This is a genomic window from Thioalkalivibrio sp. ALgr1 (assembly GCF_000378285.1).
Lineage (GTDB): Bacteria > Pseudomonadota > Gammaproteobacteria > Ectothiorhodospirales > Ectothiorhodospiraceae > Thioalkalivibrio.
Genome location: NZ_KB905133.1, coordinates 383,824 through 396,136, shown reverse-complemented (window position 1 = coordinate 396,136; position 12,313 = coordinate 383,824). Strand labels below are relative to the sequence as shown.

The window sequence follows — 12,313 nt, the reverse complement described above, 5'->3', positions numbered from 1 at the left end:
CGGCCTGCGTGCATGCGGGCGCGAGTTTGCCTACACTACGCGCCGCACGCTGTTCCTGCCTGGAGCCCGCCGTCTGGCGGGTTCTCGCGTTTGCGACGCAGGATAGCCCCCGTTTATTCAACCTTACTCAGGAGAGCCAACATGGCCGCAGAACGTACCCTGTCCATTATCAAGCCGGATGCCGTTTCCAAGAATGTGATCGGCGAAATCTACAGCCGTTTCGAAAAAGCCGGCCTGCAAGTCGTAGCCGCGCGCATGATCCAGCTGAGCCGCGAGCAGGCCGAGGGCTTCTACGATGTGCACAAGGAGCGCCCGTTCTTCAACGATCTGGTGGAGTTCATGATCTCCGGTCCGGTGATGGTGCAGGTCCTCGAGGGCGAGGGCGCGATCGCCAAAAACCGTGAAATCATGGGTGCGACCAACCCGAAGGACGCGGCCCCGGGCACGATCCGTGCGGACTTCGCGACCTCGATCGACGAGAACGCCGTCCACGGCTCGGACGCCGCGGAAACCGCCGCGCGCGAGATCGAGTTCTTCTTCGGCAACGACGGCGTCTGTCCGCGCACCCGCTAAGCGCCGGTCGGGAAAGGGCGCGGTCCCCGTCGCGGCGGCGCCTTTTCTCCCTGCTACGGGGGCCCTCGCGGGTCCCGCCGGGCCCCGTAGGCAGGCATCCCCCTTGCGCAGTACACTAGGGGGTGTTTTTAACTGGTCGCGAGCATGGCAGCGGAAACCTCTACACCTCTGAATCTGCTGGGTTACAGCCGCAGTCAGCTCACCGAGCTGCTGGCGCAGTGGGGTGAGCCGCGTTTTCGTGCCACTCAGCTCGTCAAGTGGATGCATCAGCGCGGGGTCACCGACTTTGACGCGATGACGGATGTTTCGCGCAATCTGCGCGAGCGCTTGGCGCGCGAAACCGAGATCGCCCTGCCCGAGATCGCGCTGGAGAAGGCCTCCGGTGACGGCACCGTGAAATGGGTGCTGCGTCTGGCGGATGGCAACGCGATCGAGACCGTCTTCATTCCCGAATCCGGACGCGGCACCCTGTGCATCTCTTCGCAGGTCGGCTGCGCGCTGGACTGTACCTTCTGTTCGACCGCTCAGCAGGGCTTCAACCGCAACCTGACGGCCGCCGAGATCATCGGCCAGGTCTGGCTGGCGATGCAGCGCCTGCCGGCACCGGAGGGCCGCCAACGCGCGGTGAGCAATGTGGTGTTGATGGGCATGGGCGAGCCACTGGCCAACTACGATGCCGTTGTGGCGGCCTGTCAGTTGATGACCGACGACAACGCCTATGGCCTCAGCCGTCGGCGGGTGACGCTGTCGACCTCCGGGCTGGTGCCGGCGCTGGACCGCCTCAGCGAGGACACCGATGTCGCCCTGGCGGTCAGCCTGCATGCCCCGAACGACGAGCTGCGCGACCGCCTGGTCCCGATCAATCGCAAGTACCCGATCGCGCGCCTGATGGAGAGCTGCCGGCGCTATGTCGAGGCGACGGGCGCGCACAGTGGCGTGACCTTCGAATACGTGCTGCTGGCCGGCGTGAATGACCGCCCCGAACATGCCAATCAGCTGGCCGGCGTGCTGCGGGGCATCCCCGGCAAGATCAATCTGATCCCGTTCAATCCGTTTCCCGGTGCGCCTTTCGACCGTCCTGCGGAAGCGGATATCGAGCGTTTCGAGCGTCAGCTGCAGAAGGCGGGTTATGTCACCACGGTGCGACGCACGCGTGGCGATGACATCGATGCTGCCTGCGGACAGCTGGTGGGGCAGGTGGAAGACCGTACCAACCGGGGGATGCGCATGATTCGTCTGCACGCCGAACTGCCTGAGCGCCCGCGGAGGGCCTCTTGATGGGGCTTCGCTGGGGGCGCCCGGCCGTCGTGGTACTGCTGGGGCTGGCCCTCGGAGGATGCGCGGCGATGGCCGAGCGCGAGGTAACCGGAGAACGCGCAGAGGCCGCGGAGGTCAACGCCGAGCTGGGTATCGGTTATCTGCGCGAGGGGGAGGTCGACCAGGCCGAGCGCAATCTGAAGCGGGCGCTGGAGTTCGATCCGAACCATCCGCTCGCCAATCTGGGCATGGCCAATGTCTACGAACGCCGGGGTGCGCATGAGCGCGCGGAAGAGCACTACCGCCGGGCACTGCGCCGAGACGATGGCAACCCCTACGTGCAGACCAGCCTTGGGGCCCTGTTGTGCCGGCGCGAGGCCTTTGACGAGGCGCAGGAGCTGTTTGCCAAGGCGATCGACAATCCCGATTACGACCAGCGCGAGATTGCGTTGATGAACTCCGGGGTGTGCTTCGCCGATGCCGGGCAGACGGAACGCGCCGAGGAGAAGCTGCGCGAGGCGCTGCGGATCAACCCGCAGTACCCGCGTGCCCTCCTGGAAATGGCAAGCCTGACCTACGAAGACGACCGCCCGATGCAGACAAGGGCATTCCTGCAACGCCTGGAAGGGCTGGGTGTGGAAAGTTCCGAGACGCTGTTCCTCTGCTATCGGGCGGAACTGGCGCTCGGGAACCGGCGTGCGGCGAACGACTGCGCGGAACGCCTGCGGCGTCAGTACCCGGACAGCATGGAGCTGGTCCGCCTGGAAGACATGGAGCGCAATGGTGGCTGAGCCGCGTGATGACAAGGAGCCGGGTCTGGGCCGGGTCGAGGAAGTCGACGATTCCGTTTCCGAGATGGAACCGTTACGAACCACGGACGATGACCCCCATGCGGCCCCGGAGTTTCCCGCTGCAAGTGGGCTGACGACTCGGGATCAGCCCCCGCCTCCCGATCCCGAGGGTGGGGAGGGCGAGCCCGGCAATAGCCTGCGCCGCGCGCGCGAGGCCGCCGGTCTGGATACCGCCACGCTGGCACACCGGATCCACCTCGGTCGCGGGACGCTGGAAGACCTGGAGGCGAACCGGTTTGACCACATGGCCCCGGCCTATGTACGGGGCTATCTGCGGGCCTGTGCGCGCGAGTTGGGGGTGAACGCCGATCCCTGGCTGCGCGCCTTCGAGGGCCATGGCCTGACCGAGCCGGAGCTGCGGGCGGTGGCTACGGCCTCGGCCCGGAGCAAGAGGCGGCGGCGTTCCAGTGCGCCGTACTGGCTGACCTTTCTGCTCCTGCTGGCGCTACTGGGTCTGGGGGTTTACGCGTGGTCCGAGCGCGGCGGCGGTACGCCGTCATTCCCGTCTCTGGGATGGCTGGAAGACGATCGCAGTGTCCCGTCCGAGGATGCCGCCGCCCGCGCGCCGGATGATGAATTGAGTGCGCCGCCGTCGTTGATCGAGGAAGCGGAACCCGAGCCCGAGGCGCCGAGGGCTGCGGAGACGGATCCCGAGGTCAGTGAGGCTGGTGCAGAACAGGACCCGGAACCCGCGATGGACACGCTGGCCGAGCCGGTGCCCGCAGAGGACACGGCGACCGACGAGACCTCCACTGAAGAGGCGGCCGAATCCTCGACGTCCGGCCCGGTGTCGGAAATGACGTTACTGACCGGTGGTGCCGCCGTGGCCCAGGACCAGGACGAGGATGCGGCCGCACCGAATGGTGGAGAGGCCGATCGCGACGGCCTGTACCGACTGGTGCTGGAGGTCAGCGAGACTTCCTGGCTTGAGATTCGCAATGCGGACGACGAGGTCGTGTTTACCGGTGTGCTGAGCAGCGGCGACCGTGAGGAACTGGAACTCACGCTTCCCGGGCGTGTGGTCCTGGGGAATGCCCGGGGCGTCGAACTGACCCTGGATGGCGAGCTCTTTGACTTCGAGCCCCATGTCCGGGGAGACCGCACCGCACGCTTCGACCTCGAACCCTGATCTTTCGACGCCGGCTACGCGCCCTGGGCAGGCCGGTCCCGAGTCCACAAAGGCAACATGAAAGCGATCAAATCCATTCGCGGGATGCACGACATCCTGCCCGAGTCGATCCACGTCTGGCAGCACCTGGAAGACGGCCTGCGCGGCCTTCTGGATGGCTATGGCTATCAGGAGATCCGGATGCCGGTGGTCGAGGCGACGGAGCTCTTCAAGCGCTCGATCGGTGATGTCACGGACATCGTCGAAAAGGAGATGTATACCTTCGAGGACCGCAATGGCGACAGCCTCAGCCTGCGGCCCGAGGGCACCGCTTCCTGCGTGCGCGCCGGGATCCAGCACGGCCTGCTGCACAACCAGGTTCAGCGCCTTTGGTATTTGGGCCCGATGTTCCGGCACGAGCGCCCGCAAAAGGGTCGCTACCGGCAGTTTCACCAGGTGGGTGTCGAGGTGTTCGGGCTGCAGGGCCCGGATGTGGACGCCGAGATGATTGCCATGACCGCCCGGCTCTGGAAGCTGCTGGGCCTGGAAAATGTGCGCCTCGAGCTGAACACGCTGGGGACGCCGGCAAGCCGCGCCCAGTACCGGGACCAGCTGATCGCCTACTTTGAGCAGCATCGGGATTCGCTGGACGAGGAGGCGCTGCGGCGGCTGCACGACAACCCCATGCGCATCCTCGACAGCAAGCACCCGGAGACGCGCGCCGTGGTGGCGAACGCGCCGAGCCTGATGGATCACCTGGATGCCGAGTCGCGCACGCATTTCGACAGCCTGTGCGCGCACCTGGATGCATTGGGTATCGAGTACGTCCATAACCCGCGGCTGGTGCGCGGTCTGGACTACTATACGCACACCGTGTTCGAGTGGATTACCGACGACCTCGGGGCGCAAGGCACGGTCTGCGCCGGCGGGCGCTATGACGGCCTGGTGGAACAGCTGGGGGGGCGTGGCACCCCGGCCATTGGCATGGCCATGGGGCTGGAGCGCCTGGTCGCGCTGCTGGAGGCCCGGGAAGATGCACCGCAGCCGCCGGGGCCGGATGCCTACCTGGTCGTGGGCGGTGACGAGCTGGTGGGGCCCGCGCTGGAGCTGGCCGAGCGGCTGCGCAGCGAACTGCCCGGGCTGCGGCTGGTCCAGCACTGCGGGGGCGGCAGCTTCAAGTCGCAGATGAAACGGGCGGATCGGCTGGGCGCCCATTTTGCCCTGGTGCTCGGAACTGACGAACACGCCGCGGGCACCGTGACGGTGAAGCCGTTAAGATCGCCCGGAGCCGAACAAACTGCCGTACCGCGCGAGGAACTCGCGCGCCATCTGGAACAGGCCCTGCACGCGTCCGCCGCCTGACGAACGTCAAGGCGCGTACCGCAACCGAAGGATCAAGAGGACGATGAGCTACCTCACCGACGAAGAAAAAGCCGAACGCATCAAACAATGGTGGTCGGATAATGCCATCGCCATCATTGCCGGTCTGGTGCTGGGCATTGGCGGCCTGATCGGCTGGAACTGGTGGAGTGGCCACCAGGACGAGCGCGCGGCCGGCGCCTCCGACATGTATATCGCTATGCAGGGCGCGGCGCAGACCGGCAACAACGCCCGTGCGATGGAGCTGGCCGACCAGCTGATCGAGCAGGGCCGGGGTACGCCGTATCGCTCGCTGGCCTGGATCTTCCGCGCAGACCTGGCGGTCTCCGAGGGCGACCACGAGGCGGCCATAGAGGCCTTGCGCTCGGCGCGTGATGCTGCGCCGGATCGGGGTTACCGCGAACTGCTCACCCTGCGCATGGCGCGGCAGATGATTCTGGCGGAGCAGTATGACGATGCCGAATCGGCCCTTGGCGACGTGCGCCGCGATGCGTTTCGCGGCCTGCGCCTGGAACTGGAAGGCGACCTCGCGCGGGCGCGCGGGGATCGCGACCTGGCCCGCGAGCGCTATCGCGAAGCGCTTGACCATGGCCATACACCCGAATACCTGAGCCTGAAGTACGAAGAGCTCTCGGCCTAAAGGAACTGACCTCCCATGTCCGTGTCTGCCCCGACGAAGACCGCCGTGCGCCTGCTGATTGCCGGTGCGCTCATGCTGTCGCTGAGTGCCTGTGGCCTGTGGCAACGCGATACCACGGAGCCCCCGGCCGATCTGCCCGAATTCGAGGCGGAGGCGCAGCCGGAGCAGCTGTGGTCGCGCTCGGTCGGGAGCGGCGGTGAGCGCTTCCTCTGGCAGGTCTATCCGGGGGTGGTCGACGACATGCTGGTGATGGTCGATGCCGATGGCCGCGTCTCCGGGCTGAATCCGGAAACCGGGAGCCAGCGCTGGCGCGTACGCCTGGACGACGCCCGGGTGTCGGCGGGTGTTGGTGTGGGCGACGAGATCGCGGTGGTCGGCACTCTGGATGGCGAGGCTATCGCGGTGGATCTGCAGGGTGATGGCGAGCGTTGGCGCTCGCGTCTGTCCAGCGAGGTCGTGGCGATTTCGGACGTCGCCTCGGGTGTTGTGATTGCGCGCACCAACGATGGTCGCGTGCATGCCCTGGATGCGGCCTCCGGCGCCACGCAGTGGACCGCGCTGCGGACCACGCCCTCGCTGAGCCTGCGCGGTGCGCATCGGCCCCAGATGACGGCCGGGCGCGTACTTACCGGCTTCGATAACGGGCGTGTGGTAATGCTCGGGCGGGAGCGCGGCAACGTACTGTGGGAGACGACGCTCGGCATCCCGACCGGCCGCTCGGAGGTGGAGCGCATGGTCGATGTCGACGGTTACATGCCGATCTATCAGGGTGCGGCGATCGCATCCGGCTATCAGGGGCGTCTGGCCGCCATCGACCTGAATTCCGGCGAAATCTTCTGGGCCCGCGACTTCTCGTCCTATCAGGGTGGGGATGTGACGAACGAGGCGAACGTCCTCGCGGTCACCGATGCCGAGAGCCACCTGTGGGGGCTGGATCCGCGCAATGGCGCCGATCTCTGGCAGAGCGAGCAGCTGCGCCTGCGCGGCGTCACCGCCCCGGTTGTGGTCGGTGATTACGCCATCGTCGGCGACTACGAAGGCTACCTGCACTGGTTCCACCTCGAGGACGGCCGCATCGTGGCCCGTCTGCGGGCGAGCTCCGGCGCGGTCGTGAGCCGCCCTGTGCTGGTGGACGACATCCTCTACGTGGTGACCGACAACGGTCGGCTCACCGCGGTCAATCCGCGTCTGGACTCCGGGGAATGAGCGTCGCTGGCACGTACCCCCGGATCCAGCTGTTGCGGTAGCGTTGCCTGATGATCCCTGTCATTGCCCTGGTCGGCCGACCCAATGTCGGCAAGTCGACCCTGTTCAATCAGCTCACGCGCTCGCGTGATGCGCTGGTGGCCGATGTCGCCGGCCTGACCCGCGATCGCCAGTACGGCATCGGCAAGGTGGGCGACTTCCCCTACCTGGTGGTGGATACCGGTGGTCTGTCGGGCGAGGGTGCCGAGATGGACCGGGCGATGGCCGAGCAGACCCAGCGGGCCGTCGCGGAGGCGGACCATGTCCTGTTCCTGGTGGATGCGCGCGATGGCCTGACGCCGCAGGACCAGGCGATCGCCGACCAGTTGCGTTCGGCCGGGGTCAAGGCCCGGGTCGTGGTGAACAAGACCGACGGCCTGGATGCCGACGCCGTGAGCGCCGAGTTCTATACCCTGGGCATGGGCGAGATCACGTCGATCGCCGCGGCCCATGGTCGCGGCATCAAGGGCCTGATGCAGAAGGTCCGGCGGGCCGTGGCCGCCGAGCGGCGCGAGGCCGAAGCGGCCGAGGGTGCAGCGGAGGAGGTCGCGGAGGACGGACTGGACGAGGCCTCGCAGCAGGCCGCGCTGGACGACTGGCCGGGCATCCGCGTGGCCATTGTCGGGCGCCCGAATGTCGGCAAGTCCACGCTGGTCAATCGCATCCTCGGCGACGAGCGCGTGGTGGCCACGGATGTCGCCGGCACCACTCGTGATTCCATCTTTGTCCCATTCTCGCGCGATGGACAGGATTACACCCTGATCGACACTGCGGGGGTGCGGCGCCGGGCGCGTGTACACGAGGTCATCGAGAAGTTCAGCGTGATCAAGACGCTGCAGGCGATCGAGGCCGCGCATGTCGTGATCCTAGTGATGGATGCCCAGGCTGGGCTGTCGGAACAGGATGCCCACCTGCTGGGCCTGGTGATCGACTCCGGCCGCGCGCTGGTGCTCGCGGTGAACAAGTGGGACGGTATGGCGCCGGAGGAACGCGAGCGCGTGCGTGACGACCTGGACCGGCGTCTTGGCTTCGTCAACTTTGCCCGGCTGCGGCTGATCTCTGCCCTGCATGGCACCAATGTGGGCCACCTGCTCGAAGACGTGCAGGAGGCCCATACCAGTGCGTTTGCCAAGGTCTCGACCCCCGAGCTGACCCGCCTGCTGGAGAGTGCCGTCGCCGAGCATGCGCCACCCCTGGTCAGCGGTCGCCGGATCAAACTGCGCTATGCCCATCAGGGCGGGCAGAATCCCCCGGTCATCGTGATCCATGGCAACCAGACCGATGCCCTGCCGGGCAGCTACAAGCGCTTCCTGGAGAACTTCTTCCGCAAGCATCTGGGGCTGGTGGGTACACCGCTGCGCATGGAGTTTCGCTCGGGCCGCAACCCGTATGCCGGTCGCCGCAATACCCTCACGCCGCGCCAGCAGCGCAAACGAAAGCGCATGATGCGCCATGTCCGCCGCTGATCCGAGCCGGGCATCACTGGAGGGGCCGAGTGCCCCTGCGCTGTCCGCGTTCGGCCGAGCGGTCGAGCCCTTCCGGGTGATGGATATCCTGGCGCGCGCCCAGGCGGCCGAGCGTGCCGGGCGCGATATCATCCACCTGGAGGTGGGTGAACCGGACTTTCCCACGCCCCCCGCGGTGCTGCGCGCCGGGGAGCTTGCGCTGGCGGCCGGGGATACCCGCTATACCCCGGCGCATGGTACCCGCGAGCTGCGCGAGGCCATCGCGGCCGACTACCGCCGTCGCCATCAGGCCGAGATCGACCCCGAGCGCGTCGTGGTCACGGCGGGGGCCTCTGCCGCGATCCTGCTGGCGCTGGCCGCCGGAGTGAACCCCGGTGAGGAAGTGCTGCTCCCCGACCCGGGCTATGCCTGTAACCGTCAGTTTGTCGCGGCGCGCGGGGCGGTCCCGGTCGGGCTGCCGGTGGCCGCCAAGCACGCCTTCCAGCCGACTGCCGAGGCAGTAGCGCAGGCCTGGGGCGAGCGAACCCGGGCCATCCTGCTCGGTTCACCCGCGAATCCCACCGGTACCCGGTTGTCCGCCGATCGTCTGGCCGCCATCGTGGACGTCGTGCGCGCGCGGGGCGGTCTGGTAATCGTGGACGAGATCTATGGCCAGATCCTGTTCGACGAGCCGCAGCGCAGTGCCGCGGCCTTCCACCCCGATGTCATCGTGATCAACAGCTTTTCCAAGTACTTCGCGATGACCGGCTGGCGGCTGGGGTGGATGGTGGTCCCACAGATGTGGATCGACCCGGTTCGCAGGATCGCCCAGAACCTGTTCGTGGCCCCGGCCAGCATGGCGCAGACGGCCGCGGTCGAGGCCTTCGCCCCCGAGACCGAGGAGATCCTGCAACGCCAGGTGCGCGAACTGCAGACGCGGCGTGAGGTGCTGCTGGAGGCCCTGCCGGCGCTGGGCCTCGAGGTTCAGGCCCGCCCCGATGGGGCGTTCTACATCTACGCCGACTGCACGGCACACGGGGACGACTCCGAGGCGCTTTGCGCGCGCATCCTCGACGAGGCGGGCGTGGCGCTCACGCCGGGCACGGACTTCAGCCCCAGCGCGGGCCAGCGCTACCTGCGCATCGCCTACACCCAGCGCGAGCCACGCTTGCGCGAAGCACTGGACCGCCTCGCGTCGGTCCTCGCCTGACACTCACCTGTTTGAGGCTGGCCCTGGTTCGGCACCCGGTTTTACGGTGGCTTCGTCTTGCCGCCTGCCAAGCGCTGTTTCGCCAGCGCACCCCGAGTTACTTCTTTGCTCGTGCAAAGAAGTACCCAAGAAACACGCCCGGGATTCGCCCGGGAACCTTGCTCCGGACGCGCCAGGCCGGCGGCGCTGAAACTCGCTTCGCTCAGACAGTCAGCGCCTTCTCCCGGCCTGTCACGCCCTCCACAAGGGGCTCATATCGGGAGGGAAGGTCAAAAACCGCCGGTGTTCCCGCACCTGTCCTAAGCCCCGAGCTGTAGGGTGCGTTGAGCGCAGCGAAACGCACCGTTCCGACGCCGGAGAAACCCTGATGCGATTCGCTGCGCTCATCACATCCTACGATGGGGCCTGGCGCCCGCTCGCGGGCGCGGCACGCCAGGGCCGAAGGCCGCGCGTGCCCAGGATGTCGGAACACCTTGCCTCCAACCATTGGCACGAACGTCAGGACAGCCGTTGTTTTGACCTTATCCCCCCCGTATGAAGCCCCTTGCGGAAGGGTGCTCGGGCCGGAAGAGAGGCGCTGACTGTCTGAGCGGAGCGTAGCGCAGCGAGTTTCAGCGCCGCCGGCCCGAGGGCCCTGGAGCAAGGTTCCCGGGCGGAATCCGGGTGCCCTTCTTTGGGTACTTTCTTGGGCAAGCAAGAAAGTACCTCGCGGCGCGCTCGCGAGTGAGCGCTTGGCAGGTGGCGGACCGAAGGCACGTAAACATCGGATGACGAACCAGGCCTAGCCTCACGTGGCAACGAGCTTCGCCGTGTGATCAGGAATATAGCGTTAAGACTTGGTGGGGGCGGTGGCGGGGTCAGCCTCGTAGGAGGCCCCCTCCGGCGGCGTTAGCAGCAGCGCATAGCGCCGCAGTATCCAGATGCCCCGCTCGAACAGGCTAGTCGCGCCGAACACCGCTTCGCGTACGCTGCCGTCGAGATCACTGGAGGCGAGTAGGCGGCGACGGATGGAATCCATCAGCTCTGAGCGATCATGGGTCAGGGACTGCAGCAGGGCGATGTCGTCGGCATCCCCGCTGCGCGCCGCGTCGGTCAGCGTCAGCAGCATCATGTGCAGGGTCTCGACCAGGTTGTGGGTCAGGGCGCGGGCTTCGGCGGAGGCGTCGGCATTGAGCGAGCGCTCGATCTCCGTGGCGAGGTCGTTCAGCGTATCTTCCAGCTGCAGCAGCAGCTGATTGCGGTTCTTCAGCACGATCGCATGATCGAGGGTGGCCCCGCTCAGGGCACCGGAAAGGATCTCGTCGAGAAATTGCTCGATTGCCTCGGTGACCTGCAGGTTGCCGCGGTGCAGGGCCAGGCGCTCGTGGTGGGCACCGTCGCTGTCATCGCGCACGCTTTCGAGGTAGTCGGGCAGTCGCTTGAGCAGGCGCAACTGTTCCTTTTCCACCAGCACCAGCGCGGACCCGGCGTCGTTCTGTGCCCCGGCGTAGATGAAATGCGGCTTGCCCAGGGCCTCTTCCTCGGTTGGCGGTGCGGTGCGCTCCAGGAAGCGCGCGACGGGGCCGTGCACCGGGTGCATCGCCAGGTCGCAGACGACCTGGTAGAGGATGTAGGCCAGCGCGATCTGCAGGCTGATGCCGATCGCGAGCGCTTCCAGGCCCGAGGCGATCAGCGGGACGCCGCCGTAGAACTCGATCCAGAACAGCGGCAGCAGGAGGATCAGACCCAGTCCCTTCAGGATGAACTGATAAAGCGCCAGCTGGCGGCCCAGTCCCTTGTGCGAGGCGGCGAGGATCAGGGTCGACACACCGGTGCCGAAGCTCGCCCCGTAGACGACCATCAGGCCGTATTCGAGATCGATCACGCCGCTGGCGGCCAGGGCCATCGTCACGATGGTGATACTGGAGGCCGAATGCGCGATCACCGCAAACACCAGGCCGGTGGCGAATGCGATCAGCAAGGACTGCGCCGACAGCGACATCAGGCCGGTCATCCAGGTCAGCTCGCTGAGCGGTTTGGCGCCTTCCTTGATGAACATCAGCCCGAGGAACAGCAGGCCAATGCCGAGCATGGCTCGGATCAGGTGGCGCAGGCGTGCGGACTGGTCGCGGTCGAAGTAGAACAGCAGCCCCGTAACGCCGACCAGGATGAAGACCATCAGGGTCAGGTCGAGCGCGGCGATCAGGACCAGCAGCGAGGTGCCCAGGTTGGCGTAGTTGATCACCGGCTGGGCACGGCGGGCGTCGAGTACGCCGGCGGTGACCAGCGAGATCAGCACAAAGATGACCGCATGGATGCTTTGTGTAATCGCCCCGCCGACCAGGCCGAGGAACGCGGCCGCCCGGTTGGAGCCCGTGGCGCGCCCGACCAGTGCCCGCAGGCGCTGGTCCGCGAGCTGGCGCAGGTGCTCGCTGATCAGGCGTATGCCGACGAAGAACAGGCCGAGCCCGGCAAACAGCGTCGCCGCGATCTCGAAGGTGATCATCCACTCGCCATTCATCCGCGCATTCTAACGGGGCCTTTTGTGGTCTGCGTCCGCGTCCGTGAGGTGGTCGTGACAAGGAACGCCGGTAACGGCAAAGGGGAACACCCTCAGCCAGGCCG

10 protein-coding genes are annotated in these 12,313 nt (G+C 66.8%); 9 read left to right on the top strand and 1 reads right to left on the bottom strand.

Going from position 1 to position 12,313, the window contains the following annotated elements; translation table 11 throughout:
* Positions 1-141 precede the first annotated feature (141 nt).
* From ndk to F466_RS0106220, 9 genes are all read left to right on the top strand, one after another.
* A complete protein-coding gene (ndk, locus tag F466_RS0106260; RefSeq protein ID WP_018649004.1) occupies positions 142-573 on the top strand; it encodes a nucleoside-diphosphate kinase in 432 nt (143 codons plus the stop codon).
* Positions 574-717: 144 nt separating this feature from the next.
* Entirely contained in the window at positions 718-1,851 is a 1,134-nt protein-coding gene (locus tag F466_RS0106255; protein WP_018138257.1) for a bifunctional tRNA (adenosine(37)-C2)-methyltransferase TrmG/ribosomal RNA large subunit methyltransferase RlmN, read from the top strand.
* On the top strand, positions 1,851-2,621 hold the full coding sequence (gene pilW, locus F466_RS0106250) for a type IV pilus biogenesis/stability protein PilW (protein WP_018138256.1): 771 nt from the start codon (positions 1,851-1,853) through the stop codon (positions 2,619-2,621). The genes F466_RS0106255 and pilW overlap by 1 nt, the downstream gene beginning before the upstream one ends.
* Positions 2,611-3,810 (top strand): RodZ domain-containing protein, encoded by a 1,200-nt coding sequence (locus F466_RS0106245; RefSeq protein WP_018993672.1) that lies wholly within the window; start codon positions 2,611-2,613, stop codon positions 3,808-3,810. Before pilW ends, F466_RS0106245 begins: the two co-directional genes overlap by 11 nt.
* A gap of 57 nt (positions 3,811-3,867) precedes the next feature.
* A complete protein-coding gene (hisS, locus tag F466_RS0106240) occupies positions 3,868-5,151 on the top strand; it encodes a histidine--tRNA ligase (protein WP_018174745.1) in 1,284 nt (427 codons plus the stop codon).
* 43 nt (positions 5,152-5,194) lie between these two features.
* The gene (locus F466_RS0106235) at positions 5,195-5,809 is read left to right on the top strand and encodes a tetratricopeptide repeat protein (RefSeq protein WP_018138253.1); all 615 of its coding nucleotides are present in this window, start codon (positions 5,195-5,197) and stop codon (positions 5,807-5,809) included.
* Between the two features lie 15 nt (positions 5,810-5,824).
* Positions 5,825-7,015, top strand: coding sequence for an outer membrane protein assembly factor BamB (gene bamB / locus F466_RS0106230; RefSeq protein ID WP_018174746.1), 1,191 nt, complete (start codon positions 5,825-5,827; stop codon positions 7,013-7,015).
* Between the two features lie 50 nt (positions 7,016-7,065).
* Positions 7,066-8,520 carry a ribosome biogenesis GTPase Der gene (der, locus tag F466_RS0106225; protein WP_018993671.1) on the top strand — a complete coding sequence of 485 codons (1,455 nt, stop codon included), beginning with the start codon at positions 7,066-7,068 and terminating at the stop codon, positions 8,518-8,520.
* Positions 8,507-9,709, top strand: a complete 1,203-nt coding sequence (locus F466_RS0106220) for an aminotransferase class I/II-fold pyridoxal phosphate-dependent enzyme (protein WP_026296422.1) — start codon at positions 8,507-8,509, stop codon at positions 9,707-9,709. The genes der and F466_RS0106220 overlap by 14 nt, the downstream gene beginning before the upstream one ends.
* Positions 9,710-10,538: 829 nt before the next feature.
* On the opposite strand, the gene F466_RS0106215 is transcribed toward F466_RS0106220, so the two are convergent.
* On the bottom strand, positions 10,539-12,209 hold the full coding sequence (locus tag F466_RS0106215) for a Na/Pi symporter (RefSeq protein WP_018993669.1): 1,671 nt from the start codon (positions 12,207-12,209) through the stop codon (positions 10,539-10,541).
* Positions 12,210-12,313: the final 104 nt, after the last annotated feature.